26 protein-coding genes and 1 pseudogene are annotated in these 24,647 nt (G+C 63.0%); 12 read left to right on the plus strand and 15 right to left on the minus strand.

The annotated features are described in order from the left end of the window. Position 1 precedes the first annotated feature (1 nt). The 5 genes and pseudogenes from AC3WR3_RS06310 to AC3WR3_RS06330 form a co-directional block, all read right to left on the minus strand. Positions 2 to 529 (minus strand): protein disulfide oxidoreductase, encoded by a 528-nt coding sequence (locus tag AC3WR3_RS06310; RefSeq protein WP_492291467.1) that lies wholly within the window; start codon positions 527 to 529, stop codon positions 2 to 4. 3 nt (positions 530 to 532) lie between these two features. Further along, a pseudogene (locus AC3WR3_RS06315) lies at positions 533 to 688 on the minus strand (DsbA family protein); the annotation flags it as partial. A gap of 8 nt (positions 689 to 696) precedes the next feature. Next, positions 697 to 1,428, minus strand: a complete 732-nt coding sequence (locus AC3WR3_RS06320; protein WP_492291468.1) for a DsbA family protein — start codon at positions 1,426 to 1,428, stop codon at positions 697 to 699. Next, positions 1,425 to 3,467, minus strand: coding sequence for a protein-disulfide reductase DsbD family protein (locus AC3WR3_RS06325; RefSeq protein WP_492291469.1), 2,043 nt, complete (start codon positions 3,465 to 3,467; stop codon positions 1,425 to 1,427). Before AC3WR3_RS06325 ends, AC3WR3_RS06320 begins: the two co-directional genes overlap by 4 nt. A gap of 50 nt (positions 3,468 to 3,517) precedes the next feature. Next, a complete protein-coding gene (locus tag AC3WR3_RS06330; protein ID WP_479758861.1) occupies positions 3,518 to 3,895 on the minus strand; it encodes a hypothetical protein in 378 nt (125 codons plus the stop codon). 176 nt (positions 3,896 to 4,071) lie between these two features. Here AC3WR3_RS06330 and AC3WR3_RS06335 point away from each other — a divergent pair, with 176 nt between their 5' ends. The 4 genes from AC3WR3_RS06335 (at position 4,072) to pspG (ending at position 6,146) form a co-directional block, all read left to right on the plus strand. Next, positions 4,072 to 4,800, plus strand: a complete 729-nt coding sequence (locus AC3WR3_RS06335; RefSeq protein ID WP_139438739.1) for a 1-acylglycerol-3-phosphate O-acyltransferase — start codon at positions 4,072 to 4,074, stop codon at positions 4,798 to 4,800. A gap of 207 nt (positions 4,801 to 5,007) precedes the next feature. Beyond that, the gene (pspA, locus tag AC3WR3_RS06340) at positions 5,008 to 5,670 is read left to right on the plus strand and encodes a phage shock protein PspA (RefSeq protein ID WP_492291470.1); all 663 of its coding nucleotides are present in this window, start codon (positions 5,008 to 5,010) and stop codon (positions 5,668 to 5,670) included. Between the two features lie 2 nt (positions 5,671 to 5,672). Beyond that, on the plus strand, positions 5,673 to 5,879 hold the full coding sequence (locus AC3WR3_RS06345; RefSeq protein WP_492291471.1) for a PspC domain-containing protein: 207 nt from the start codon (positions 5,673 to 5,675) through the stop codon (positions 5,877 to 5,879). Between the two features lie 48 nt (positions 5,880 to 5,927). After that, the gene (pspG, locus tag AC3WR3_RS06350; RefSeq protein ID WP_139438733.1) at positions 5,928 to 6,146 is read left to right on the plus strand and encodes an envelope stress response protein PspG; all 219 of its coding nucleotides are present in this window, start codon (positions 5,928 to 5,930) and stop codon (positions 6,144 to 6,146) included. 70 nt (positions 6,147 to 6,216) lie between these two features. Here pspG and AC3WR3_RS06355 read toward each other — a convergent pair whose 3' ends face one another. After that, positions 6,217 to 6,561, minus strand: a complete 345-nt coding sequence (locus tag AC3WR3_RS06355; RefSeq protein WP_492291472.1) for a GIY-YIG nuclease family protein — start codon at positions 6,559 to 6,561, stop codon at positions 6,217 to 6,219. Continuing rightward, entirely contained in the window at positions 6,558 to 7,451 is an 894-nt protein-coding gene (rarD, locus tag AC3WR3_RS06360) for an EamA family transporter RarD (protein WP_319916848.1), read from the minus strand. The genes AC3WR3_RS06355 and rarD overlap by 4 nt, the downstream gene beginning before the upstream one ends. Positions 7,452 to 7,552: 101 nt before the next feature. Here rarD and AC3WR3_RS06365 point away from each other — a divergent pair, with 101 nt between their 5' ends. Beyond that, positions 7,553 to 8,134, plus strand: a complete 582-nt coding sequence (locus tag AC3WR3_RS06365; protein ID WP_139438723.1) for a uracil-DNA glycosylase family protein — start codon at positions 7,553 to 7,555, stop codon at positions 8,132 to 8,134. A 1-nt stretch (position 8,135) separates the two neighbouring features. Here the strand turns inward: AC3WR3_RS06365 and AC3WR3_RS06370 are convergent, their stop codons facing one another. Next, entirely contained in the window at positions 8,136 to 8,993 is an 858-nt protein-coding gene (locus AC3WR3_RS06370) for a DMT family transporter (RefSeq protein ID WP_139438720.1), read from the minus strand. 91 nt (positions 8,994 to 9,084) lie between these two features. Here AC3WR3_RS06370 and AC3WR3_RS06375 point away from each other — a divergent pair, with 91 nt between their 5' ends. Further along, positions 9,085 to 9,975 (plus strand): LysR substrate-binding domain-containing protein, encoded by an 891-nt coding sequence (locus AC3WR3_RS06375; RefSeq protein WP_025325605.1) that lies wholly within the window; start codon positions 9,085 to 9,087, stop codon positions 9,973 to 9,975. Between the two features lie 98 nt (positions 9,976 to 10,073). Here AC3WR3_RS06375 and znuB read toward each other — a convergent pair whose 3' ends face one another. Next, the gene (gene znuB / locus AC3WR3_RS06380) at positions 10,074 to 10,853 is read right to left on the minus strand and encodes a zinc ABC transporter permease subunit ZnuB (RefSeq protein WP_042001991.1); all 780 of its coding nucleotides are present in this window, start codon (positions 10,851 to 10,853) and stop codon (positions 10,074 to 10,076) included. 20 nt (positions 10,854 to 10,873) lie between these two features. Then, entirely contained in the window at positions 10,874 to 11,638 is a 765-nt protein-coding gene (znuC, locus tag AC3WR3_RS06385; protein WP_492291473.1) for a zinc ABC transporter ATP-binding protein ZnuC, read from the minus strand. A gap of 94 nt (positions 11,639 to 11,732) precedes the next feature. Between znuC and znuA the strand changes: the two genes are divergently transcribed. Beyond that, a complete protein-coding gene (gene znuA, locus AC3WR3_RS06390) occupies positions 11,733 to 12,677 on the plus strand; it encodes a zinc ABC transporter substrate-binding protein ZnuA (RefSeq protein WP_492291474.1) in 945 nt (314 codons plus the stop codon). 76 nt (positions 12,678 to 12,753) lie between these two features. After that, on the plus strand, positions 12,754 to 13,428 hold the full coding sequence (locus AC3WR3_RS06395; protein ID WP_111913433.1) for a transglutaminase-like cysteine peptidase: 675 nt from the start codon (positions 12,754 to 12,756) through the stop codon (positions 13,426 to 13,428). On the opposite strand, the gene AC3WR3_RS06400 is transcribed toward AC3WR3_RS06395, so the two are convergent. Next, on the minus strand, positions 13,423 to 14,364 hold the full coding sequence (locus AC3WR3_RS06400) for a TAXI family TRAP transporter solute-binding subunit (protein ID WP_492291475.1): 942 nt from the start codon (positions 14,362 to 14,364) through the stop codon (positions 13,423 to 13,425). The genes AC3WR3_RS06395 and AC3WR3_RS06400 overlap by 6 nt on opposite strands. Beyond that, a complete protein-coding gene (locus AC3WR3_RS06405; protein WP_492291476.1) occupies positions 14,361 to 15,659 on the minus strand; it encodes a LapD/MoxY N-terminal periplasmic domain-containing protein in 1,299 nt (432 codons plus the stop codon). Before AC3WR3_RS06405 ends, AC3WR3_RS06400 begins: the two co-directional genes overlap by 4 nt. 270 nt (positions 15,660 to 15,929) lie before the next feature. Between AC3WR3_RS06405 and mepM the strand changes: the two genes are divergently transcribed. Continuing rightward, positions 15,930 to 17,267, plus strand: coding sequence for a murein DD-endopeptidase MepM (mepM, locus tag AC3WR3_RS06410; protein WP_139438705.1), 1,338 nt, complete (start codon positions 15,930 to 15,932; stop codon positions 17,265 to 17,267). 66 nt (positions 17,268 to 17,333) lie between these two features. Here the strand turns inward: mepM and AC3WR3_RS06415 are convergent, their stop codons facing one another. Then, positions 17,334 to 18,278 carry a D-2-hydroxyacid dehydrogenase gene (locus AC3WR3_RS06415; RefSeq protein WP_202047463.1) on the minus strand — a complete coding sequence of 315 codons (945 nt, stop codon included), beginning with the start codon at positions 18,276 to 18,278 and terminating at the stop codon, positions 17,334 to 17,336. Between the two features lie 161 nt (positions 18,279 to 18,439). Here AC3WR3_RS06415 and AC3WR3_RS06420 point away from each other — a divergent pair, with 161 nt between their 5' ends. Continuing rightward, the gene (locus tag AC3WR3_RS06420; RefSeq protein ID WP_163147989.1) at positions 18,440 to 19,021 is read left to right on the plus strand and encodes a YjaG family protein; all 582 of its coding nucleotides are present in this window, start codon (positions 18,440 to 18,442) and stop codon (positions 19,019 to 19,021) included. Positions 19,022 to 19,068: 47 nt separating this feature from the next. On the opposite strand, the gene AC3WR3_RS06425 is transcribed toward AC3WR3_RS06420, so the two are convergent. After that, a complete protein-coding gene (locus AC3WR3_RS06425; RefSeq protein ID WP_025325615.1) occupies positions 19,069 to 19,548 on the minus strand; it encodes a MarR family winged helix-turn-helix transcriptional regulator in 480 nt (159 codons plus the stop codon). A 163-nt stretch (positions 19,549 to 19,711) separates the two neighbouring features. Here AC3WR3_RS06425 and AC3WR3_RS06430 point away from each other — a divergent pair, with 163 nt between their 5' ends. Further along, positions 19,712 to 20,239, plus strand: a complete 528-nt coding sequence (locus AC3WR3_RS06430) for a hypothetical protein (protein WP_025325616.1) — start codon at positions 19,712 to 19,714, stop codon at positions 20,237 to 20,239. 9 nt (positions 20,240 to 20,248) lie between these two features. Then, positions 20,249 to 21,847, plus strand: coding sequence for a BCCT family transporter (locus tag AC3WR3_RS06435; RefSeq protein WP_429161812.1), 1,599 nt, complete (start codon positions 20,249 to 20,251; stop codon positions 21,845 to 21,847). Between the two features lie 74 nt (positions 21,848 to 21,921). Here the strand turns inward: AC3WR3_RS06435 and mutS are convergent, their stop codons facing one another. Beyond that, a complete protein-coding gene (mutS, locus tag AC3WR3_RS06440) occupies positions 21,922 to 24,492 on the minus strand; it encodes a DNA mismatch repair protein MutS (RefSeq protein WP_492291477.1) in 2,571 nt (856 codons plus the stop codon). Positions 24,493 to 24,647 lie beyond the last annotated feature (155 nt).

Genomic DNA, 24,647 nt, shown 5'->3' on the forward strand with positions numbered 1-24,647 from the left:
CTCAAGCCTGCCAGCCGGCCCACAGCAGCCGCAGCTGCAAGCCCCAGCGACTGCTCCAGCCCGTGGTGCTGCTCACCACCTTGCCCTCCTTGAGGATGAGGAAGCTGGGGGTGACGCTCACCTGCCAGCGGGCGGCGAGCGCCCCCTGCTCATCGTTGTGGGTGGGGAAGCTCAGCCCCTTCCTGGCCATGCCCTGCTGCAACCTGGCGTCGTCGCCGGAGCGCAGCGCCACCGTCAGCACGTTGCCGCCGTCCTGCCAGAGCTGCTCCACTGCCGGGGTAGTGAAGCGGCAGACGGCGCACCAGCTGGCCCAGTAGTAGACCAGCAGCGGCCGCTCCCGGCTCATGGCCAGCAGGTCGGCCCGGGTGCCATCTTGCAGGGTCAGCACTGGCAGCGGGCTCCCCTCCGGCAGCGCCGGACTGCGCCACAGATCCAGCACGGTCGAGATGACCAGGGCAAACAGCAGCAGCCAGAGCACCTCCCTGCCCCAGCGTCGCCAGCGGGGTCTGGGGGTTGTCGTCTCGGTCATTGGTTACCCCAGTTTCGCCAGTTCAGTTTTCACGAGCTGCTCGAGCTGCTCATAGGGGAGGGCACCCGGCACCAGCTGGTTGCCGATCAGGGTCGCCGGTGTGCCCTGCACGCCCAGCAAGGTGCCGATGCGCTGACTGTATGGACGCAGCTCCACGGATAGTTTCCTCATATCTGCTTGCCCAGTTCGGCCTTCACCAATTGCTCGAGCTGCTCATAGGGGAGGGCACCCGGCACCAGCTGGTTGCCGATAAGCGTCGCCGGTGTGCCCTGCACTCCCAAGAGGGTGCCGATGCGCAGGCTATTGCGCAGCTCCTCGGTGGCCTTGCCCTCGGGCTTGAGCGCCACATTGCCGGTGGCCGCCAGCGCCTTATTGATGTCCGCCTCGGTCAGCATGCCCTGCTTGCTCATCAGCTTGTCGTGCAGGGAGAGGAAGCGGGCCGGATCCTGTTGCCACAGGGTCAGGCTGTACTGGGCCGCCTTGGCGGAGGTCTGCCCCTTGAACGGCAGCAGCTTGATCACCAGCCCCAGATCGTTCGGGTAGGCCTTGAGCAGCTTGGCCACCGCAGGGTCGAACTGCTTGCAGTAGGGGCAGTTGTAGTCGGTGAAGAGCACCAGGGTCAGCTTGGGGTTCTTGGCCCCCAGGCGCGGGCTGGTGGCGCTGTTGAACAGCACGTCCTGGTTGCCCTTGATGAAGTCGCCGAGCTGGGCCGCCTGATCCGCGGCGTTCTGTTTCTCCCAGGATTCGGCCGCCTCATCCAGGATCTTCGGGTTCTGGACCAGGGTCTCGCGGATGAGCTCCTTGATGCGGGCCTCCTGCTCCGGGGTGAAGGGGGCGGCGTGCAGGGCCGGGGTCAAGAGTGTGCCCAGCAGGGTCAGGGCGAGCAGGGTCGGTTTCATTTGTTTTCTCCTTGAGAGGGGGCAATACCGGCTTGCGCCAGGGTGGCAAGCAGGGTCGATCGGTCCAGCAGGGGGGAGAGGATCTCGCCATCCGTCAGGCCGGGCCCGTAGATCTGGTTGAAGGGAATGGCCACGCTGCCGCGCTGGCGCAGGAAGCTGGCGATGCCCTCGGAGGGGCGGCTCCAGTCCCCGCGCAGGGCCACCACATCGGGGGCGCTCAGGGCCTGTTGCACGTCATCTCGCAGCAGTACGTTGAATTTGTTGGCCTTGCAGGTGATGCACCAGTCGGCGGTCACATCGACGAAGACCCGCTTGTTCTGGGCCAGTGCCAGTTCGATGGCCTGCTCCGAGAGCGGCTGCCAGTCGACCCTGTCCTGCTGGGGCTTGCCGTCCAGGGTGAAGGCGCCGCCGAGCAGCAGGGCCCCGCCCAGCAGGCAGTCCAGCGCCAGCCCCAGGGTCAGTGTGCGTATGCCGTGACGCCAGACGACGGCCAGCAGCAGGGCCGTCAGCATCAGCGCCATCAGGATCAGCATCCAGAAGGGGCCGACGTGGTTGCCGAGCAGACTGAGCTGCCAGAGGCTGGAGCCCAGCATCATCAGGCCGAGCAGGGTGCGCAGCCGCCCCATCCAGCGGCCCGGCTTCGGCAGCCAGAGCGCCAGGCGTGGGACGGCGGCGATCAGCAGCCAGGGCAGGCTCATGCCCACACCGAGCGCGGTAAAGATGAGCCAGAGCTGGCCCAGCGGCGCCCCGAGGGCAAAGGCGACCGCAGTGCCGAGGAAGGGCGCGGAGCAGGGGGTCGCCAGCAGGGTGGCAAAGCAGCCCTGCAGGAAGTGACCCCCCAGCCCCTGACCGCCGCTGGTGGCCAGGCGGGTATTGAGGTTGCTCGGCAGTCGCAGCTCGAACAGCCCCAGCAGGTTGGCGCAGAACAGCGCCGTCACCACCACCATGAAGCCGATAAACCAGACGCTCTGGAACTGGATCCCCCAGCCGACCGCCCCCTGGGTGGTGCGCAGCAGGGTGCTCATCAATGCCAGCGCCCAGAAGGAGACCAGGATGCCGGCACTGGCCGCCAGGAATTGCAGGCGCACCGGGCGGCGCTCCCGGCTCTCGAGTTGCAGCACGGATCCCAGCTTGAGGGCCAGCACCGGCAGCACGCAGGGCATCAGGTTGAGGATGAGCCCCCCCAGCAGCGCGGCTCCCAGCAGCCAGAGCAGCGACTGGCCGCCGCTCGGCAGGGCCAGGGGCTCACCTATGCGGACCTCGCTCTGCCAGGCCTGCTCGCCGCTCGCCAGCACCAACCCGAGTGGCTGATGACGGATATCGGGGGCATCCCCCTGCCAGCCATCGCTGACCGGAATGCGGGCGATCAGGGTGTTGCCCTGCACCTCCAGCTTGGGCTCGCCAAATTCGGCCCCCTCCAGGCGCTGGAGGAAGACCTGGGGATCCTGCCAGCCCTGGGGGTTGTCGGCGGTCAGCTGCAGCTGGTTCTGCCGGTAGCCCGCCTCGAGGGTCACAGTGCCCGGCATGGCCTGTGGCAGGGTGCTCATCGCCTTCGCATAGGCAAGGTCGAACCCTTCGGGGGCAGCGCCGTCCAGCGCCAGGGTGAAGGGGTAGTCGGTCAGGATGCAGACGTTGCTGCAGGTCGAGAGGCGCAGGGTGCCCGTCAGTGCCTCGCCGCCGCTGCGGGTGAGGCTGATGGGAAGGCTGACGTCCCCCTGATAGCCCTGGGTCGAGATGCCGCTGACGTCGAACCGTCTGGGCACTGGCCAGTGCCACTGCGCCGCCGGCTCGGGTTTATCCCAGAGGATCTCGGGGGCTATGCCGCCTTCCCCCGGGTTCTGCCAATAGGTTTTCCAGCCGGATTCAAGCTGCAGGCTGAGTAGCACCCGGGGGGCGGCGGGATCCCGGGTGTCAGCTTGCAGCCGCACCTTGGCGTGATCGTTCTGGGGGCTGGTGAGCCAGCCAGTGTCGCTGGCCAATCCCATGGATTGCCACAGCAGACCGCTCAGCAACAGGGCGGTCTTGATGATGTTTGACATGTGTTTGTCTCTTGAAAATGAAAGTCAGGGTGGAGAAAACCGCCGCAGACTCATTCCCGCCAGACGCAGAGGGTGAGGTGCAGTCGCCGTTCGGGAGGCGAAATGTTGATGGGAGGGGGAAGCGCAGGGGCGCGGCGCGACAGGGGCGCCAGCAGGGCAATCACGAAGGCGATGGCAAAGAAGATCTGCTCGGCGCAGAGCAGGCTGGCGGCACTGAGCCACTTGCCGTTGAGCTGGCAGCTGCTGGGCTGGGGCGTCGCGGCTTGCCCCTCGTCGGCATCGGCGCTGGACGAGGAGAGGGGAAGAGCCTGGCAACTCAGGGCCTGGTCGAGCTGTGCCAGCCTGGCCAGCGGCTGGGCCGCACAGTTGAGCACCAGAATGCAGACCAGCAGCAGGAGTCTTGTCGCCACGCGTTGTCGCAAAATCATGCTCGTCCTACCCTGTTGAATGGGGCATATCCTATCGATCAATGGTGGCGTGAGCAAGCCGGTGGGATTCGATGCGGCCACGTGTTCCATCCGGGGTGGTCGGTTCTGTCTGGCGAACGCTTGTTCGCTAAAAGGGGGACCAGTATACTGCGCCGAGTCAAATTCCGAGGTGTTCGATGCTCAAACTTGCCCGTGTGCTGCTGCTTACCCTGCTGCTCATCTTCTGGTTCGTGTTTGGTCTGTTGCTCTGTCTGGTGCGTCCGCGCCACCCCAACAACGTCTATGTTTTCGCCCGCATGTACCATGCCGTCTGCCCGCTCATCGGGCTCAAGGTCCGGGTCACCATTCCGGACGAGGTCAAGTCGGTGGGGCCTGCCGTCTATGTCTGCAATCACCAGAGCAACTTCGACATCTTCACCGTGACCGGCGCCGTGCGTCCCGGCGTGGTGGCAGTGGGCAAGAAGAGCCTGCTGTGGCTGCCCTTCTTCGGCCTCATCTTCTGGCTCTCCGGCAACGTGCTGATCGACAGATCCAACCGCTCCCGTGCCATCGGCACCATTGGTCAGGTAGTGGATCGCATCAAGCACCACGGCACCTCCATCTGGATGTTCCCGGAAGGGACCCGCTCCCAGGGCCGTGGTCTGCTGCCGTTCAAGGCCGGCGCCTTCCACACCGCCGTCCAGGCCGAAGTGCCCGTGGTGCCCATCGTCTGCTCCAGCTACTTCGGTCAGGTCGACCTGAACCGATGGGACAACGGCGAGGTGCTGCTGGAGATGCTGCCCCCCCTGTGCAGCAAGGAGCACGGCGCCGCCGGCATCCGCGATCTGTCGGATACCTGCCGAGCCAGGATGGAAGCCAAGCTGGCGGAGCTGGATGGCAAGCTGGGCCATCGCCCGGCCGCCTGAGGCTGAACCCAACTCCATGAAGGGAGCCGCTGGCTCCCTTTTTTATTGGTTAAAATCACCACATCATTGGCAATTCTCGCCAACTCATGGCCTTGAGATGGCAATGCCAAGTCTCCATCTATCTGTAAAACAAAAATAAATTATCTTGGCACGGCTCTTGTAATGCCATGGGAAGAGAGTGACATCCCATCAACAAGGAGCCAGACCATGAGCGTATTCAGCCGCCTGACCGACGTGATCAATGCCAACCTGCACAGCCTGCTCGACAAGAGTGAAGAGCCGGAGAAGATGCTGCGTCTGATGATCGAAGAGATGGAGCAGGTGCAGATCGAGATGAGAACCCAGGCCGCCCGCGTCATCGCCGAACAGAAACAGCTGGAGCGCCATCAGCAGGCGCTGCGCCACCAGATCCAGGAGTGGTCTGCCAAGGCCGAGCTCGCCATCCAGAAGGGACGTGAGGATCTGGCCCGTGCCGCCCTCACGGAGAAGCTGGCCGAGGTCAAGAAGTGCGAGCAACTGGAGCAGGACAAGGCCCGGGTGGCCGAGGTGCTGGCCCAGCTCACCGCCGACAGCGAGCGGCTGGCGACCAAGCTGACCGAGGCCCGCGAGAAGCAGAAGATGCTGACCCTGCGCGAACAGACAGCCCATAGCCGGATCCGTGCCCGCGCCCAGGTGGACAACCAGCGCATGCATGAGTTGATGGCCCGCTTCGACGGCTTTCAGGGCCGGGTCGATCAGCTGGAAGCCCAGCTGGAGGCGGCGACCCTGGGGCAGAATCCCTCCCTGGAGGCCCAGTTCCGCGAGCTGGAGTTGAACGACGAGATTGAGCGCGAGCTGGCTCGCCTGAAAAGTCGGAAGGCGGAGGTATAACCATGAGCCCCTGGCCCAAAGATCTGGCCCATCGCAAGCTGACCGGGGTCTGTGCCGGTCTGGCCAACGGGCTCGGGATCTCGAGGGTGACGGTGCGGGTGCTGGTCTTGCTGGCGCTTATCCTGATGCCGCCCCTGGCCCTGGCCCTCTATCTGCTGGCGGTGCTGGTGATGCCGCCCCGTCGTGAATTGAAACGCTGGCTGGATTGATCCCCGGATCAGACCCGCTGGCCACTGCAAGCCTGTGAGGAGCACAACATGCTGGAATTTATCGTCTTGATGCTGGTGCTGGTGACCATGGCGCTGACCGGTTTTACCGTGCTGGCCATGCTGCTGGTGAGCGGGGTCTTCGTGCTGTTTGGCGCCCTGGCCGGCATGTTTGCCCTCGTCATCAAGCTGGCGCCCTGGCTGCTGCTGGTGCTGGCGGTGTGCTGGTTGCTCAGCAACAGGCGCAAGCAGTCGAACACCTACCGTTAAGCCTCCCTGCTATCGGATCCTTCCTTGGCCGCTGCTCCCAGCGGCCTTTTTTATGGCGGGAGCGACTGGTTCAGGGGGACGGTTCGATGGGGGCTGTATCGGCGCTCAGCCAGGGCTGGCTCCAGTCTTGCCAGAGTCCGGGGTCGAGCACCAGGCACTCCTTGAATGCCTTGCTCTGCTGCTTGAGGCGATACTCGAGGCGCAGCGCCTCGCCCTTGTCCGCCACCCCCTGGCGCCACACCAGGGTCAGCGGCCCCTTGCCACGCAGGGCGCGGGCGCCCTTGCCGCTCTGGTGCTGGCGCAGGCGCCGCTCGGGATCCGTGCTGATCCCCGCATAGAGCGAGCCCGCACCGGTGCGTACCAGATAGATAAACCAGTTAGTTGCAGGCTTATCGGCACAGACGTCCGTCGTCATGACTCTTTCCACTGGACCCGGCCGCGCCTGAGCAGGTGCAGGGGCAGCAGGCTCACCAGCAGACCGGCCCAGACGAAGGCGAAGCCCACCGATTTCACCGGATCCGGGATCTCCCCAAACCAGAAGATGGCGAGCAGGAAGGCGAGGCTCGGCTCTATGTATTGCAGCAGCCCCACAGTGCTCATGCGGGTGCGTGCCACTGCGTAGCAGAACAGCCCCACCGGCAGCAGGGTCGCGGGGGCGCTGCCCATCAGCAGCAGCTTGTCGGCCCAGTCACCGGCCATGAACTGGCTCATGCCGTGCAGACCCAGCCAGGCGAGGATCAGCAGGGCGACGGGAAGCTGGGCCAGGGACTCGAGATAGAGGCTGACACCGGCATCGTGGCGCACCTTCTTCTTGATGAGGCCGTAGAAGGCGAAGTTGGCCCCCATGATGAGGGAGAACCAGGGCAGCTCGCCGTAGGAGAACAGCATGTAGGCCAGCCCCGCCAGGGCCAGGGCGACCGCCAGATGCTTCTGGGGGGTGAGCCGCTCCTTGAGGAAGAGCACGGCGAAGGCGATGTTGAACAGCGGCGTCATGAAGAAGGCGAGGCTGGTGGCCAGCACCTGGCCCGTGGTCAGACACCAGGTGAACATGCACCAGCTGATGGACATGACGGGGCCCGCCAGCAGGATGAGGCCGAGCTGGCGGGGTTCGCTGCGCAGGCGTGCCCAGGGGACCCGCACGCCGAGCAGCAGGAAGAGGCCGCCCAGCAGGACAACAGACCAGAGCACCCGGTGGGAGAGCAGCTCCCACATGTTGATCTCGGGCATGAACTGGTAATAGAGGGGCAGCATGCCCCAGAGCACGAAGGAGAGGGCCGCACTGCCGGGGCCCAGCCAGTTCTTCATCGCTTTCCGTTTATTAAATTAAACAAATATGGCCGCATGATAAGTATCTGCCGCCGGTTCCACAAGCGGGATCCTGCCGGAAACTCTGTTACCATCAGGCCATGAACCGACTAGACCTGCTGTTTGAACAGATCCGGGCCTGCCGCCTGTGCGAGGCCCACCTGCCGCTCGGCCCCAGGCCGGTGATCCGCGGCAGCGAGCGCGCTCGCCTGCTGATCATCGGTCAGGCGCCCGGTACCCGCGTCCATGCCAGCGGCATCCCCTGGGATGATCCATCCGGCGATCGGCTGCGCCACTGGCTCGGGGTGGACAAGGCCACCTTCTACGACGAGTCCCGCATCGCCATCATGCCCATGGGGCTCTGCTACCCCGGCAAGGGCAAGTCGGGGGATCTGCCGCCGCGCCCAGAATGTGCCCCCACCTGGCACGACAAGGTGCTGATGCTGTTGCCCAACATAGAGCTGACCCTGCTGATCGGCCAGTATGCCCAGCGCCACTATCTGCGGGAGGCGGGCAAGGAGTCCCTTACCGAGACGGTGCAATGCTGGCGGGAGTATGGTCCCGGCTGGCTGCCGTTGCCGCACCCTTCCCCGCGCAACACCTTCTGGCTCAGGAAGAACCCCTGGTTCGAGCAGGAGGTGATCCCCCATCTGCAGCAGCGGGTTGCCCCCTTGCTGCTTTGATTCAGACCGCCGGCTCTGCCAGCGGTTTTGACTTGCCGCGCGCCATGGCGACCAGCGGCAAGATGATGCACAGACACCCCAGCAGCAGCGGCAGACCGGGCTGTTCGTCGAACAGCCAGACTCCGATGGCGACCGCCATCAACAGGCCCGTGTACTCCGCCGAGGCTATCTTGCTCGCCTCCGCCTTGCGATAGGCCACCACGCACAAGCCCGCATAGACCATGATCAGCGCCGAGGAGCCGAAGGCGGGCCACCACATCTGCCACTGCCAGTTCCCCCCTTCCCACCAGGCCAGCGCCAGTATGAAGGGCATGCTCAGCACGTTGGTGAAGAACAGAGTCTGGGCGATGGGCTGCTTGAGCGGGATCCGCTTGATCAGCAGGTTGTTGACCGCCATGGAGAGCGCCACCCCGAGCGCCGCAAGGGCGGCCCAGTTCACCTCGGTCGGGCGCAGCACTATCAGCACACCGATGAAACCCACCAGGGCCGTCAGCACCTTCTGGCGCGACAGCGCCTCCCCTGCCAGCCAGACCGCGAGCGGCACCATCAGCAGCGGGGCTGCATAGAAGAGGGCGTTGGCGGTGGCCAGCGGCAAGCGGGTGAGGGCGACCACCATCAGGCAGACGCCGATCGCCCAGATGTGGGCCCGCAGCAGGTGCCATTTGATGGCCACCGGCGGGTTGCGCCGCCAGGACCAGAGCAGCCAGGGCGCCAGCAGGAGGGCGGCGGAGAGCTGGCGGAAGAAGACGAACTGGAACACGGGCTGGCTCGGCTCCAGCACCTTGACCAGCGCATCGGAGAAGACCGCCACCATGTTGCCCAGCACCAGATAGAGGATGCCAATCCCGACTGCGTTCATACCACCTCCCACGTTAGATGAGGGAAGGGTAGTCTGATGCCTGTTATCCAGTAAAATGATAAAAAATCACCATCCATGAGAATTTTGGATAATGAAGCTACCTCCTTTGCGCGCCGTTCAATACTTCGAGGCGGTTGCCCGCCTGCTCAGCTTCTCCCGTGCGGCCCTGGAGCTCAATGTCAGCCAGAGCGCGGTTAGCCACCAGATCCGCCTGCTTGAGGACTTTCTGGGGGAGCGGCTGCTGCTGCGCCAGGGGCGACTGCTGTCACTGACCGCCCAGGGGGAGAGCTATTTCGAGGGGATCTCCGCCGGGCTCGGCCAGATAGCCCAGAGCAGCGAACAGCTGCGCGGCGGCGGCGAGATGCGGCTGCGGCTCGCGGTCTACAGCTCCTTTGCGGTGAAGTGGCTGATCCCCAGGCTGGCCGGGCTGCGCCAGCTCTACCCCGAGCTGGATCTGAGCCTCGAGATGGTGGCGGAAGATCCCGAGCTCTCCGATCGGGTGGCGGACTGCTTCATCACAGTCTCCCCCCACGGGCGCGGCTATTGCCACGATCTCATCTATCGGGAGCGGCTCTTTCCGGTCTGCAGCCGTCGCCTGTTGCAGCAGGTGGAGGGGGAGTGGCCTGCCGCCATCTGGCAGTTGCCGCTGCTCTCGGTGCAATCCATCTACAAGGCGCGGGGGGAGGATTGGCAGCGCTGGGCCAAGGCGGGGGGGCTGGTGATTCCGGACGAGGCGCGGATGCACCACTTCAGCCATGTGCTGCTGGCGATGGAGGCAGCGGCCTGGGATCAGGGGGTGGCGTTCGTGAACGACTACATGCTGCGACCGGACGATCCCCAGCTGGTGGCCCTGCCGGTGCACCAGCTGGAGACCGGAGATGCCTTCTACTTCACCTGCAAGCGCTCCCGGGCCCATGAGCCCGCCATCAGCCGGCTGCGCCAGTGGTTGATGATGGAGACGCGCCAGAGCATGCCGCTCTAGCCGGTTGGGCTGCTGGCTCAGAATGGACAGGGGGCAGGGGATGAACGAGGAGGCGAGATTGGGAGTGGCCTGACAGCTGGGATCAGGCCACTCCAGGCTCAGGCTTTCTTGAACTGGCTCAGGATAAAGAGGCTGGTGGCGCAGACCACGACCGAGGGGCCTGCCGGTGTGTCCTGGAACCAGGAGAGGGTCAGCCCCCCCAGCACGGCGAGACAGCCGATCAGGGCCGCGAAGCCGGCCATCTGCTCCGGCGTCTGGCTGAAGCGGCGGGCGGTGGCGGCGGGAATGATCAGGAGCGAGGTGATGATGAGCGCCCCGACAAACTTCATGGCCACGGCGATCACCAGGCCTATCAGCAGCATCAGCACGCAGCGCAGCACGTCGACCCGCACCCCTTCCACCCGCGCCAGCTCCTCCGAGATGGTCATGGAGAGCAGGGGATCCCACAGCCGCCACAGGGTGAGCAGCACCAGGGCGCCGCCGCCGTAGATCCATAGCAGGTCCATGGGCTGCACCGAGAGCAGGTCGCCGAACAGGTAGGCCATCAGATCCACCCGTACATTGTCCATGAAACTCAGGGTGACCAGGCCCAGCGACAAGGCGCTGTGGGCCAGGATGCCGAGCAGGGTATCGGTCGCCACCTGCTGGTTGCGGCTCATGATCACCAGCAGCATGGCCATGGCGAGGCAGCAGACCACCACCGCCAGGGTGAGATCCACCTGCAGCAGTATGCCGAGCGCTATGCCGAACAGGCAGGCGTGGGAGAGGGTATCGCCAAAATAGGCCATCTTGCGCCACACCACGAAGCTGCCGAGGGGCCCGGCCAGCAGGGCGATGCCGAGGCCGGCCGCGAGGGCGTATAACAGAAAGCTGTCCACTTGAATGTCCTTAACTGCGCTTATGGATTGCGAGACGGCAGGCGGATGACGGGGACCTGCGGCTCATGATGATGGTGTTCGCCGTCGCAGTGGTGATGGTGGGTATAGACCGCCAGCGCCTCCCGCTCCGGCCGCCCGAACAGGCGGGCAAACTCGGGGTGACGGGCCACGCTCTCCGGCTCGCCGTGGCAGCAGACGTGGCGATTGAGGCAGATCACCTCGTGGGTGCTGGCCATCACCAGGTGCAGATCGTGGGAGACCATCAGCACGGCGCAGTTGAACTCGGCGGCGAGCTGGCTGATGAGGGCGTAGAGCTCGATCTGGCCCGTGATATCCACCCCCTGGACCGGTTCGTCCAGCACCAGCAGCTCGGGCTTGACCAGCAGGGCGCGGGCCAGCAGCACCCGCTGCATCTCGCCGCCGGAGAGCTTCTGCATCCGGTTGTCCCGCAGATCCTGGGCGCCGACCCGCTCCAGCGCTTCCTCGATGGAGAGGCGGCTGTTCTTGCCGAGTTGCAGGAAGCGGCGCACCGTCAGCGGCAGGGTGGGATCCAGATAGAGGCGCTGGGGGACATAGCCGACCCGCAGATCGCGACGACGAATGATCTTGCCGGAGTCCGGGTTGAGCAGGCCCAGCACCAGCTTGCTCAGGGTGCTCTTGCCCGCCCCGTTGGGGCCGACCAGGGTGGTGATTTTGCCTTTGTTCAGGGTAAAGGAGACCTTGTCGAGCACGGACCGTCCGTCAAACGACAGACAGACCTCTTTCAGCTCCACCAGTTGGGTCATGACAGCTCCGGGGTTTACAGCCTGTGAGAGTTATAATATAACAGCGACGTTGGTTTGTTATATTATCACACACTCACTCCCTGACGAGACCTCTATGCGAATTCTTACTCTGATCACTGCGCTGCTGGCGGTGAGTCTGCCTGTCCGTGCCCTCGAGGTGCTGACTACCATCAAGCCCCTTGGTTTCATCGCGGCGGCCATCACGGATGGCGTGAGCGAGCCCAGCGTCTTGCTGCCAACCGGTGCCTCTCCCCACGACTTCTCCCTGCGTCCTTCCGATATTCGCAGCATCAACGACGCCGATCTGGTGGTCTGGGTCGGCCCCGAGCTGGAAGGTTTCATGGCCAAGCCGCTGGCCAATCATTCCCACAAGCTGACCCTGACCCAGGTTCCGGGGATGCCGCTGTTCAACTACGCGACTCAGGGCAGCCAGGATCCCGCTCATCATGACGACCACGACCATGATCACGCCGCCCATGAGCACGATGACCACGATCACGAGGAAGGCCATGAGGGGCATCACCACGAGGGGGTGGATCCCCATATCTGGCTGGGGCCGACCCAGGCCAAGGTAATTGCCAGGGCGATCGCGACCGAGCTTGGCAAGCAGGATCCGGCCAATCAGGCCCGTTATGCCGCCAACCTGGCCGCGTTCGATGCCAAGGTGAACGCCAAGGACAAGGTGATCGCCGAGCAGATGAAGGTGGTGAACCAGAAGGGCTATTTCGTGTTTCACGAGGCTTATGGTTACTGGGAGCGTCACTACGGCATGAGCTCCAGGGGCCACTTCACCGTGAGCCCGGAGCGTCGCCCCGGCGCCAAGACACTGGTGGAGATCCGCAAGGCGCTTGAAGAGAAACAGGCGAGCTGCATCTATGCCGAGCCGCAATTTTCCCCTGCGGTGATCGAATCGGTCGCCCGCAACACTGGCGCCAAGGTGTTGCTGCTGGATGAAGTGGGTGAGCAGGTGCCGCTTGGTCCCGATGCTTATCCGCACTTCATGCAACAGCTGGCCGACGCCTTCGCCCAGTGTCGTTGAGGCATCCCTGACTCGCCCTATGGGGTGGCCGCAGCCAACTATACTGACCTCCAGCGTCTGATATGGAGTGTCAGCTATGAAATTATTGCTTGTCCCCACCTGCACCCTGGCACTGCTCTGTGCCAGTGTGCAGGCCTCTCGCCTGTCCGAACACATTGCCAGCCCCGAGCTGAAGGCAAAAATGCAGGAAGTCTATGGCGCCAGGGCCATCCAGCGCGCCGAGGCCTTTTCCCGCCTGCTCGCGCCCAGAGCGGGCACCACGGATCAGCAGAAGCTGGAACTGGTCAACAACTACTTCAACAATCTGACCTACAGCGAGGATCCCAGGCTTTGGGGGGACGAGGACTATTGGGCCAATCCGCTGGAATTCATCGGGGCCAGAGGGGGTGACTGCGAGGATTACAGCATCTCCAAGTACTACACCCTGATGGAGCTCGGCGTTGACGAGAAGAAGCTGCGGCTGGCCTATGTGAAGGCGATCCGTTACAACCAGTTTCACATGGTGACGCTCTATTTCCCGACGACCAAGTCCGACCCTCTGGTACTGGACAACATCAATGGTCGCATCCTGCCCGGCAGCAAGCGCAACGACCTGCAACCCGTTTACAGCTTCGATGCCAAGAGCATCTGGGTCATGAAGTCACGTCGTGAGGGAACGCTGGCCGGGAGTGCCGATCGCCTGACCCAGTGGAAATCGATGCAGAGCCGCTTCTCCAGCGAACATCTGCGAGCCCCCCGTCGCCAGCTATAGCTTGCCTGCGGCTTTCAACTCCTCGAAATACCTTGCTGCCCCCGGATGTTGCGGGGCGTTCAGCACCGGGCCTATCTTGTTGCGCGCCTTGTGGAACAGGTTGGCATAGCCATAGGTCTGCTCGTTGAAACTGGTCTGCTGGCTCAGCATGGCCTTGGTCAGGCGATAGGCGTCTTCCTCCGGCGTGGCGGCATTGGTCACCAGGGTGGCGGCGATGGCAAAGGTGGGGGTGGCTTTCAGGTTGCCGGGATAGATGCGGGCCGGAACCTGGCTGCGCTGGTAGTATTTGATGCCTTGCAGCAGTTGATCCCGGGTCGCGCCCTCGATGGCCATGAAATGGATGGCGCAGCGCTTGGATGTCTCCAGCACTATCCGGTTCGGGTGCCCCATCACCAGCCCATATGCATCGATCTGTTTGCTGCACAAGGCTTCGGACAGATTGGCCACGCTCTTCAGATCGAGATCCTGCTCCTTTGCCCCCAACACGTTGAACAGCGCCAGCGCCGTCTGGCGAGTGCCCGAACTCTTCAGTCCCATGTCGATGGGGGCCAGCTTGAGTTGCTCCAGGGTGGTGATGTCGCCATCGGCCCGCACCACTATGGTGAAAGGCTCGGCGTGGGTGGCAAAGAGGCTTCTCAATTCGGGCTGGGGTTGCTTGGCAAATGCTCCCGTGCCCTGGCTGGCCTGATAGAGCCAGTCAGACTGGACGAGGGCGTAGGGGATGTCTCCGGCTTGCAACTGCCGCAGATTCTCGATGGAACCCGAGCTGGCCTGCGGTTTGCATTGCAGTGCGGGGTCGCTCTTGTGAGCCAGTCGGCAAAACTCCTTGATGACCTGGTAATAGATACCCTGCTCTCCCCCCGTGCCTATGGTCATGGACACAGCGTGCGAGCCGGGCTGCCACAGCAGGGCAAGCAATAGAATAGGTATTCTCATGATGCCTCCTGGCTGGCATAGCCATCGATGCCCCAGCTGCGCAGGGTATCCGTGTCGTTGATGTCGCCGGCTTCTGCCAGCAGGGTATAACCGGAGGCATGCAGACACTGGGAAAGCAGGTTCCAGTAGAGGGGGGCCTGGGTCAGCTGGCAGCTGATGAAGACCGGCTTGATGGGATCGAGCTTGGTCAGGTTGTCGTTGTTCATGGGCACATTGCTGAATGCCATCTCGACACCCTGGGCCTGAAGCGCTCCCAGATGCTCCTCGGCCAGGGGAGGGAAGCTTGCCAGATCCCAGCGCCAGTCCAGGGTCTTGCCCCTGGCGCTGGCCAGCGTGGGGGCGAACTGTGCCCAGTCGGGATGATTGAGCAGGCTGAGGGGGAGCTGTAGCCCTTCCGCCTTCTGGGTCAGCCAGTCGTTGAGCAGTGCCCGGATCTCGTCCGGCGAGCTGTCCGTGGTGGGGGGGGTCTGGGGCAGCAGCCGGCTATAGAGCCGGATGTTTCCCTGAGTTGAGAAAAAGTGTTGCAGGTACATGCCGTTGGCGATGTCGGTCAGTCCCGCGAGTTTCTGATGGGCCTGCAGGTTGTCATGTTTGCCGAGCTGGGTGATCTTGAGTCTTTGCTGCAGCAGATCCCGCTTGCGCTCGGAGACCAGCTGGTTGATGGAGACCACGACCTCCTGCAACTCGCGAAGCCATGGGGTTGGCAGATTGCCGCTGAACTGGCGTTTGCGGATCTGCACCAGCTGCAGGCTGACTTGTTCGAGGGGACGCAGCAGGCGGCTGCACACCCAGGTGATCACCAGAGTGAATACCAGCAGCCCCGCGAGCAGTGCCAGTCCGGTGCGGCTGATGGCGTTCCAGAGGTGTTGGTAGGCGTACCCTTCGTGGCCCTCGAGGGTGAGGGTGCCCAGAATGCGCCAGCCGTCGGTGAGCTCCTGTTCGATCTTGACCGGTGGCATGTGGACGACAGCCGGCAGCCAGCTGGGGATATTTTGCTGGGCCGTGTGGAAGACCTTCTGGAACAGCAACTGGCCATCGGGATCCAGCAGCGTGACCGAGCTGACGAAGCCGCCATCGAACATGGCGTTGACTATGGTTTCCGCCAGCACCTTGTCATCGTTGAGCAGGGTGCCCTGCAGCACCAGACCCAGGGCCGTGATGGCCGTCTCCAGGTTGGCCGACATCTGATCGAGGATGGACTGCCGTACCGTGGTGATCTCCAGCATGAGCAGCAGGATGGCACCAATGATGAACAGGATCAGGATGATTACATTTAACAATCTTGCCAATGACATACCCACTCCCTGGAAATGTTTTTGCAACATCTGATGGTCCGGGGGGGAACGCAACCGGACTTGGTTCTTAAAAATAGAAAAAAATGGCTGAAAAAGGCGATCATTTCTGCCCATGCAGGAAGGTTATGCATAAAATGTGAGTTTCGTGCATATCGCGATGAACTTTTTGTAAGTATTTAGGTCTAAAACCCAGATATTCGGTTTTCATAATAAAAAATCATATAAACAGACCCACAACTACCACCCTTAGATCTAATAACAGGATAGCGGATGAAACGTCTCCGTCCCTTGGTAGCGCAGGCTGCCAACTGGGAACCCCCGGTTCCCCGCAAGCATTTTTACGCCATGCTATTGCTCACGGCCATGACGCTGTCAGCGGTAGCCGTATTGCCAGCTCCAGGTGACATCCTTGAGCGGCCATTGCGTCTGGAGTTGCCGATTGCCACCACTGGCACCGCAACCAACGAAGACAACACCGACTTCAACGACATCCCGGATCACGAACTGGTGGAAGCCGCGGCGCCGGAAGATGACATTCCGGCCGATGCCACGCCCCAGTGGCAGGACTACCGGGTGCGCAACGGCGAGAACCTGACCACTATCTTCAACAATCTCGGCCTCTCCACCACCACCCTCTACAAGGTGCTGGATGCGGATGCCAAGAACAATCTGGCCCGCCTCAAGCCCGGCCAGACCATAGAGTTGCTGATCGATCAGGACAACATACTGCAGCAGCTGAAGATCCGCCTGAACATCAAGCAGACCCTGGTGCTGGAGCGTACCGACGACACTTACAGCGCCAACATGCTCAATGAAGAGGTGCAGTGGCAGCAGAAGAGCTATGACGGTGTCATCAATGGCAGCTTCTACGTCAGCGCCCGCAACGCGGGGATCCCGGCCAACCACATCCAGAAGATTGCCAACCTGTTCCAGTGGCGCCTGAATTTCGCCAAGGATCTGCAAAGAGGCGACAAGTTCAAGGTGTTGGTGAGACAGGAGACGGTCGAGGGCAAGAGCACCGGCAACACCCAGCTGCTGGGCGTCGAAGTGTTCAGCCAGGGCAAGACGGTATCTGCCTGGTTGTCGGAAGATGGCAACTATTATGATGGCCAGGCGAACAGCCTGGAGCGCGGCTTCCGCCGGTATCCGACCCATAGTCGCTACCGGGTCAGCTCCAGCTTCAACCCGGCCCGACGCCACCCCATTACCGGCCAGGTCCGCCCCCATGAGGGGACTGACTTCGCCCTGCCGGTGGGGACGCCCGTGATGGCGACCGGCGACGGTGTCGTGCTCAAGGCGACCCGCCATCCCCTCGCGGGCACCTATGTGGTGATCAAGCATGGCCGCACCCTGATGACTCGCTATCTGCACCTGAGCAAGTTGCTGGTCAAACCCGGCCAGAAGGTGAAGATGGGGGACAAGATAGCGCTCTCCGGCAACACGGGTCGCTCTACCGGTGCCCATCTGCACTACGAGGTGCGAGTCAACAACCGTCCGGTGGACCCCATGAAGGTCAAGCTGCCGATGGCGGAGCCGCTCTCCGGCAAGGACAAGCGCCAGTTCCTTGCCAAGGTGAAGAGCTATCGCAAGGAAATGGAGGCGGGTTGAGCCCCTCTCTGCGGATACAAAAAGGCCCCGCCAATCTGGCGGGGCCTTTTTGCTGGTGGCCCGGACTCAGTAACCCTTGTCGAAGTCGATGCGGCCGTCGAGTTGCTGGCCGTCGATGAAGCGGATGTAGTTGCGGATGAAGATCTGGGCCACATCTTCCGGGAAGCTGTAGGCACTGTTGTGGGGAGTGATGATGAGATTGGGCTGATGCCAGAGCGGGCTGTCGGCGGGCAGGGGCTCCTGCTCGAACACATCCAGCACTGCAGTGCCCAGCTTGCCGCCGCGCAATGCCGCCAGCAGATCCCCTTCATGGACGGCGTTGCCCCGGCCGACGTTGAAGAAGATGGCCCCCGGCTTGCAGTGGTTGAAGCGATCGGCGGTGAACAGATGGCGGGTCTCGCGGGTCGCCGGCAGCACGCTGACGATGACGTCGGCCTGGGCCAGCATCTTGTTCAGTGCCGGCAGTTGATACACCTGATCGAAGCCGGCGCGCTCATTGCCACTGTGGCTGATGCCGAGCACCCGCATGCCGAAGTGCTTGGCGGTGTGGGCTATGTGCTGGCCTATGCTGCCGGTGCCCAGGATCAGCATGGTGCGTCCCTTGAGCCCCAGATAGGGGTGGCTCTGCCACAGTCGCTGCTGCTGTTGCTCGCGGTAGAGCGGCAACTGGCGCGACAGGCTGAGCAGGTGGCCGAACACGTACTCGCTCATCAGCGGCCCGAAGATGCCGCGCACATTGGTGAGCAAGTAATCGCGGCGGCAGCTGGCATCCAGCAGCACATCGACCCCGGCGTAGGTGGACTGGAGCCAGCTCAGCCTGCCGGCTTTGGCCAGCAGGGGTCTGGCCCGTGCCGGTTCGGCCATCAGGATGTGGGCATCACCGATCAGCTTCTCGGCGTCGCTCTGGTTGTCGGCCCGCAGTATGTGCAGATGGGGAAGGCGGGCGGCCTTGAGCAGGCGCTCATAGTGGTTGTTGTCCTGGCTGAGCAGAAGCAGGGTACGTTGGCTCATACTCTTGTTCCTTATCATGTTTGCGGCACGGCGGAGGAGGTGTCTGTCCTCATCTTACCCCAGTTGATCGGGCAAGATAGTCGACCAGGGCGCTTTTTCGTTTTCGCCACGCCCCTCGTGGGCTACAATCTGCCCCACATTTTGCAAAGGATCCGACTCCAGTGTTTGGTGACAAGTTTTATAAGCGACTGGCCGAGCTGCAGCCTTGGCAGCAGACCGTCTACACCCTGGCGCTGGCAGAGCGCATGTACCCCAACTATGCGCTGTTTACCCAGGCCTCCGGCTTTGGGGATGCGAAGGCATTTCGCCACGCGTTGGATCAGATGTGGAATTACCTGACGGTGAAGGGCTCCCGCGTCAACCTTGGGGCTATCCTGGAGGCGTTTGAAGTCTATATTCCCGAGCCTGGCAAATTTGAGTCCTACGGCGCCTACCCGGCGCTGGATGCCTGCGTGGCGCTGGGCTGTGCCTACAACTCGGTGATCTGCCGGGTGGGGGAAGAGGCCAACGATGCCAGCCATGCTTCGGTCGGTACCGTGGCCGGTTTCATCGAGATGCTGGAAGAGCGGGATCTCAGTGACGAAGAGCTCTACGAGCATGAGTACATGGAAGCCGAGCTGGAGTTCCAGGTCGAGCTGCTAAAGCGGGTCGCCCATGAGCGCGACAGCGATCGCATCCTGGCTATCCGCACCTTTGCGGCCCAGGGCGGCGTCTCCAACATAGGCATCAGCCTGGAAGAGTGATCTCCCCCACGCTTCCCATAAAAAAAGCTCCCATCCGGGAGCTTTTTTTATGCTCGCTCTTCGGTGAGCGGCCTGACGCTAAGCACGGGAGCCGCGTCTATGCCGTCGGCATTCATCATGGCCGAGATCCGTTGCAGGGAGGAGAGCAGCAGTCCCTGCTCCCAGTTCTCCAGGGCCTGGAAGCGCTGGATGAAGCTCTCCTGCAGCGGGGTGGGGGCCTGGGCGAGCAGGGCGCGCCCCGCGTCAGTCAGTGTCGCATGCACCTTGCGCTTGTCGGTTTCGCTGCGGATCCGCTGCACCAGCTGGCGGCTCTCCAGCCTGTCCATGATGGTGGTCGCGGTGGCCTGACTCATGTTGGTGTGATCGGCGAGCTGGCGCATGGAGATCTGGCCAAGCTCGTTGATCCCCTTGAGCAGCAGGAGCTGCGGCGACGTCAGTCCGGCCTCCTTGATCAGGCGCTTGGAGTGCATGTCGATGGCACGGATGATCTGGCGCAGAGCAATCAGCACTTCATCATGTTTTTCCATGGAGTCGGGGTCATCGCAGGGCAGTGGAGAGGCGCAAAATTCTCCGCCTAATCCACAACAAGGTCAATATGGTTTTTGGTGTAATCATTTCTGCTCTAATGAATTTTATGTTAGGTTATTGGACAATTGCCGCATTTAAACCCGATATTTGAGGAGTGACATCATGAATGACGACCTGGATATCAAGTCCCTGGTTGCCGACCTTCGCGTGGTCAGGGTCCGCTATGAACTGCCAGATACCTCGGCTTTCGTGCGTTATCAGCCCGCCTATGACGAGGATCCCAACAACCTGCAAGTCCATCACTACGATGGTGAGCTGCCGCTCTCCTGCAGCGACACAGGTTCTTTCAGTCTAAAGGAGTTGGTGAACGAATTGCGCTACGCCTATGTGCTGGTGCACCTCTTCCCCGACGAGAGCGCCATGAACTTCTACCTGGCCGGTCTGGACAATGGCCTGGCCCAGCTCGAGTTCATCGGCGGCTCCTATGACTTCAACCGGCTCTGGATCACCAGCGGGGTCTCCAGTCTGGGGGTGCCCATGGCCATCTTCCTCGGCAAGCGTCACGCCGTGAACGGCCAGCCTTCGGTCACCCTGGTGGATCACCGCGAGCGGGTGGCGGGTCGACTGGTCTATCGCGCCATCGGTGGTGCGGGGGATCACGTGGGTGAAGATTTTTTCAACAATGACTAAGGAGGCCAGATGAGAGCAACCAAAGGGCTTTTGAAAGGCCTCAATCCCACCATGGCCATGACGGCCCTCACCGTCGTGACCCTGTTCCTGCTGTTTGGGGTGTTTGACCCGGATACTGCGGGAACCTGGTTCACCGGCGCCAAGGACACCATCATTGCTGGCTTCAAGTGGTACTACATCCTGGTGGTCGCCCTGTTCCTGTTCTTCGCCGTCTACCTGATGTTCAGCCGTTTTGGCAGCATTCGACTGGGCGACGACGACCAGGTACCGGAGTTCGGCTACTTCGCCTGGTTCTCCATGCTGTTCAGCGCCGGCATGGGCATAGGCCTGGTGTTCTGGAGCATCGCCGAGCCCATGTATCACCTGCAGGGCAACCCCTTCGTCACCGAGGGGATGACGCCGGAAGCGGCCCAGATGGCCATGCGCCTCACCTTCTTCCACTGGGGTCTGCACCCCTGGGCCATCTATGTGATCGTCGGCCTGTCGCTGGCCTTCTTCAGCTACCGCCGCAAGTTGCCACTGGCCATTCGCTCCGTGCTCTACCCCATTCTCGGCGAGCGGATCTACGGCTTCTGGGGCCATGCCGCCGACGTGCTGGCGGTGTTCGGTACCGTATTCGGGGTGGCGACCTCCCTGGGGCTTGGCGTCTCCCAGATGAACACCGGCCTCAACCAGATGTTCGGCATGGAAGTCTCCCAGCACAGCCAGCTCTGGCTCATCGGCGGCATCAGTCTGATCGCCACCCTGTCGGCCATCTCCGGCGTGGGGCGCGGGGTGAAGATCCTCTCCGAGCTCAACATCTGGCTGAGCGCCTTCATCCTCGCCCTCTTCCTAGTGCTGGGGCCGACCACCTACATCCTCAACGCCTATGTGCAGAACATCGGCGATTACCTGCAGAACATCGTCAAACTGAGCTTCTGGACCAACACCGAAGCCAACGGCACCTCGGCCTGGCAATCGAGCTGGACCGCCTTCTACTGGGGCTGGTGGATAGCCTGGGCCCCCTTCGTCGGCATGTTCATCGCCCGCATCTCCAAGGGGCGCACCATTCGTGAGTTCGTGCTCGGCGTGCTGCTGGTGCCCTCCCTGCTCGGCATGTTCTGGCTCACCGTGTTCGGCGGTACGGCCATGCATCTGGAGCTGTTTGGCGGCGGTGGCGTGGTGGCGGCAGTCAACCAGGACGTGACCCTGGCGCTCTACAAGACGGTGGATCTGCTGCACTGGGAGACCTTTGGCTGGATTGCGAAAGGGGTGTTGACCCTGCTTATCTGCACCTACTTCATCACCTCCAGCGACTCGGGCACGCTCGTGATTACGACGCTGCTCTCCATCGGCGATCAGGATCCCCCCGTGCTGCACCGCGCCATCTGGGGGCTGGGCCAGGGGCTGGTGGCGGCCATCCTGCTGGTTTCCGGCGGCCTGGCGGCCCTGCAGGCGGCCAGCATCATAGCCGCGCTGCCCTTCTCGCTGATCATGCTGGCCATGTGCTATTCGCTGATGCAGGGGCTCAAGCAGGAGAGCCAGCACCAGTTCGAATACCGGCAGAAGCTCAAGCGCCATCCCGGCTCGGTCAATCTGAGCCTGCTGGATCGCATAGGTCCGGGTTGATGCTCCAGTGCCAACCAGGAAAAAAGGGGAACCTCGCGGTTCCCCTTTTTTCATGCCTGAGCGGCGGCCGGTATCTACAGCATCTGCTTGAGGCGATAGAGCAGGTCCAGCGCCTGACGGGGGGTGAGCTCGTCCGGGCGCAGCGCTGCCAGCTCTTCCACCACCGGATGGATCTGCGGGGCGAGGGTCACCGGAGCCGGGCGGCTTTCACCGGCGGCCACCGGGATGGCGCTTTCCAGCTCGTGCAGTTTGTGGCGGGCCTGCTGGATCACCGATTTCGGTACCCCCGCCAATGCGGCGACTTGCAGACCGTAGGAGCGGCTGGCCGCGCCTTCCTGTACCGCGTGCATAAAGGCGATGGTGTCGCCGTGCTCCACCGCATCGAGATGGACGTTGGCCAGCCCGCTCATCAGCTCCGGCAAGCGGGTCAGTTCGAAGTAGTGGGTGGCGAACAGGGTGTAGGCGCCAATCTTGCTCGCCAGCTGTTCGGCACAGGCCCACGCCAGCGAGAGGCCGTCGTAGGTGCTGGTGCCGCGGCCAATCTCGTCCATCAGCACCAGACTGCGGGCGGTGGCGTTGTTGAGGATATTGGCGGTCTCGGTCATCTCCACCATAAAGGTGGAACGGCCGGAGGCTAAGTCGTCCGACGCCCCGATCCGGGTGAAGATGCGGTCGATGGGGCCGATGCGGGCGCTGTCGGCGGGCACGAAGGCGCCGATATGGGCCAGCAGCACGATGAGCGCGGTCTGGCGCATGTAGGTGGATTTACCGCCCATGTTGGGACCTGTGATGATCAGCATCCGCCGCTCCCGCTCGAGCCGGATGGGGTTGGCGATGAAGGGGTCTGTCATCACCTGCTCCACCACCGGATGGCGGCCCGCCTCGATCAGGATCTGATCCTCGTCGATGAGCGTCGGGCAGCGGTAGTCGAGGGTTTCGGCCCGCTCCGCCAGATTGGCCAGCACGTCCAGCTCCGCCAGCGCCGCGGCGGACTCCTGCAGATCGCCGAGGTGCGGCAGCAGGGCATCGAGCAGCTCTTCGTAGAGGCGCTTCTCCAGTGCCAAGGCCTGGGCCTGGGCGGTGAGCACCTTGTCCTCGTATTTCTTCAGCTCGTCGATGATGTAGCGTTCGTTGTTCTTGAGGGTCTGGCGGCGGATATAGTGAGCCGGCACCAGATGGCTGTTGGCGCGGCTCACCTCGATATAGAAGCCGTGCACCTTGTTGTAACCCACCTTGAGGGTGTTGATGCCGGTCAGCAGGCGCTCACGCTCCTCGATGCGGGCGAGGCTGGCAGTGGCGCCGTTAGCCAGATCCCGCAGCTCGTCCAGCTCCTGATTGAAACCGTCACGGATGACGCCGCCATCGCGGATAAGCACTGGCGGCACCTCCATCACAGCGCGCTCCAGCAGGTCGAGCAACTCGGGGAAGGTGCTGGCGCGCTCGCGCAGCTGCTGCACCGCTTCGTGCTCGTTATCCGCCAGCAGGCGCTGCAACTCGGGCAGCTGGGCGAAGGCCTGACGCAGGCGGGTGAGGTCGCGGGGGCGGGCCGAGCGCAGGGCGAGACGGGCCAGCACCCGCTCCACATCGCCCACCTGACGCAGCAATCCGCCCAGCTCGTCGTAGAGGTTCTGCTCGATGAGCTCCTTGATGGTGCTCTGGCGACCTTTCAGGATCACCCGATCGCGGATCGGCTGGTGGATCCAGCGCTTGAGCAGCCGGCTCCCCATGGGGGTGGCGGTGCGATCCAGCACCTCGGCCAGGGTATTTTCGTAGCCACCGGCCAGATTCTGGGTCAGCTCCAGATTGCGGCGGGTGGCGGCATCCATGATGACGGCGTGATCGGGCTGCTCGAGGCGTACGCTGCGGATGTGGGGCAGGGCGGTGCGCTGGGTGTCCTTGACGTACTGCATCAGGCAGCCGGCGGCGCACAGGGCGGTCTCGCTCTGCTCGACCCCAAAGCCCACCAGATCCTGGGTGCCGAACTGCTGGCACAACAGCTTGCGGGCAGTGCCCAGCTCGAACTCCCACTCCGGGCGGCGGCGCAGGCCACGGCGCCCCTCGACGTGGCGCAGGAACTCGAAGGATTCCGGGTAGAGCAGTTCGGCCGGATTGGTGCGCTGCAGCTCCGCCAGCAGGGTCTCTTCTTTCTCGAACTGGTTGATGAAGAAACGGCCGGAGCCTATGTCCATGGTGCCGTAGCCGAAGCGGCGGCCATCGTGATAGACGGCGGCGATCAGGTTGTCCTGTCGCTCGCTGAGCAACGCCTCGTCGGAGACGGTGCCCGGGGTGATGATGCGAATGACCTTGCGCTCCACCGGCCCCTTGCTGGTGGCGGGATCCCCCACCTGTTCGCAGATGGCGGCGGATTCACCGAGCTGCACCAGCTTGGCAAGATAGCCCTCGATGGCGTGATAGGGGACGCCCGCCATGGGAATGGGGCTGCCCGCGGACTGGCCGCGCTTGGTCAGGGAGATGTCTAGCAGTTGGGACGCCTTGCGGGCATCGTCGTAGAACAGCTCGTAGAAGTCGCCCATCCGGTAGAACAGCAGGATCTCCGGGTTCTCGGCCTTGAGGCCAAGGTACTGCTGCATCATGGGGGTGTGGGCGCTCAGGTTGGCGCTGGTGGCTTGGTGCTGTGCTGTCATGTTCTATTCCAGAAGGTGCTCTTGCGGGCAAGCGTCTGCCGTAATGGGTCTGAATCTGGTGGCCATTCTACATGGTCGGGCCGAGATGGTGAGGGGTTATCTCGCGTTGGGGAAGGCTGTCCTGAGGTTTCAGGGGGCGGGTGGCGCTGGCAGGC

The sequence above is a fragment of the Aeromonas sp. EU05-FHT14A05 genome (genome assembly GCF_058791175.1).

Coding starts and splice junctions, on each gene's coding strand:
- AC3WR3_RS06310 (WP_492291467.1), bottom strand. CDS start 529: ATGACCGAGACGACAACCCCCAGACCCCGCTGGCGACGCTGGGGCAGG.
- AC3WR3_RS06320 (WP_492291468.1), bottom strand. CDS start 1,428: ATGAAACCGACCCTGCTCGCCCTGACCCTGCTGGGCACACTCTTGACC.
- AC3WR3_RS06325 (WP_492291469.1), bottom strand. CDS start 3,467: ATGTCAAACATCATCAAGACCGCCCTGTTGCTGAGCGGTCTGCTGTGG.
- AC3WR3_RS06330 (WP_479758861.1), bottom strand. CDS start 3,895: ATGATTTTGCGACAACGCGTGGCGACAAGACTCCTGCTGCTGGTCTGC.
- AC3WR3_RS06335 (WP_139438739.1), top strand. CDS start 4,072: ATGCTCAAACTTGCCCGTGTGCTGCTGCTTACCCTGCTGCTCATCTTC.
- pspA (WP_492291470.1), top strand. CDS start 5,008: ATGAGCGTATTCAGCCGCCTGACCGACGTGATCAATGCCAACCTGCAC.
- AC3WR3_RS06345 (WP_492291471.1), top strand. CDS start 5,673: ATGAGCCCCTGGCCCAAAGATCTGGCCCATCGCAAGCTGACCGGGGTC.
- pspG (WP_139438733.1), top strand. CDS start 5,928: ATGCTGGAATTTATCGTCTTGATGCTGGTGCTGGTGACCATGGCGCTG.
- AC3WR3_RS06355 (WP_492291472.1), bottom strand. CDS start 6,561: ATGACGACGGACGTCTGTGCCGATAAGCCTGCAACTAACTGGTTTATC.
- rarD (WP_319916848.1), bottom strand. CDS start 7,451: ATGAAGAACTGGCTGGGCCCCGGCAGTGCGGCCCTCTCCTTCGTGCTC.
- AC3WR3_RS06365 (WP_139438723.1), top strand. CDS start 7,553: ATGAACCGACTAGACCTGCTGTTTGAACAGATCCGGGCCTGCCGCCTG.
- AC3WR3_RS06370 (WP_139438720.1), bottom strand. CDS start 8,993: ATGAACGCAGTCGGGATTGGCATCCTCTATCTGGTGCTGGGCAACATG.
- AC3WR3_RS06375 (WP_025325605.1), top strand. CDS start 9,085: ATGAAGCTACCTCCTTTGCGCGCCGTTCAATACTTCGAGGCGGTTGCC.
- znuC (WP_492291473.1), bottom strand. CDS start 11,638: ATGACCCAACTGGTGGAGCTGAAAGAGGTCTGTCTGTCGTTTGACGGA.
- znuA (WP_492291474.1), top strand. CDS start 11,733: ATGCGAATTCTTACTCTGATCACTGCGCTGCTGGCGGTGAGTCTGCCT.
- AC3WR3_RS06395 (WP_111913433.1), top strand. CDS start 12,754: ATGAAATTATTGCTTGTCCCCACCTGCACCCTGGCACTGCTCTGTGCC.
- AC3WR3_RS06400 (WP_492291475.1), bottom strand. CDS start 14,364: ATGAGAATACCTATTCTATTGCTTGCCCTGCTGTGGCAGCCCGGCTCG.
- AC3WR3_RS06405 (WP_492291476.1), bottom strand. CDS start 15,659: ATGTCATTGGCAAGATTGTTAAATGTAATCATCCTGATCCTGTTCATC.
- mepM (WP_139438705.1), top strand. CDS start 15,930: ATGAAACGTCTCCGTCCCTTGGTAGCGCAGGCTGCCAACTGGGAACCC.
- AC3WR3_RS06415 (WP_202047463.1), bottom strand. CDS start 18,278: ATGAGCCAACGTACCCTGCTTCTGCTCAGCCAGGACAACAACCACTAT.
- AC3WR3_RS06425 (WP_025325615.1), bottom strand. CDS start 19,548: ATGGAAAAACATGATGAAGTGCTGATTGCTCTGCGCCAGATCATCCGT.
- AC3WR3_RS06430 (WP_025325616.1), top strand. CDS start 19,712: ATGAATGACGACCTGGATATCAAGTCCCTGGTTGCCGACCTTCGCGTG.
- AC3WR3_RS06435 (WP_429161812.1), top strand. CDS start 20,249: ATGAGAGCAACCAAAGGGCTTTTGAAAGGCCTCAATCCCACCATGGCC.
- mutS (WP_492291477.1), bottom strand. CDS start 24,492: ATGACAGCACAGCACCAAGCCACCAGCGCCAACCTGAGCGCCCACACC.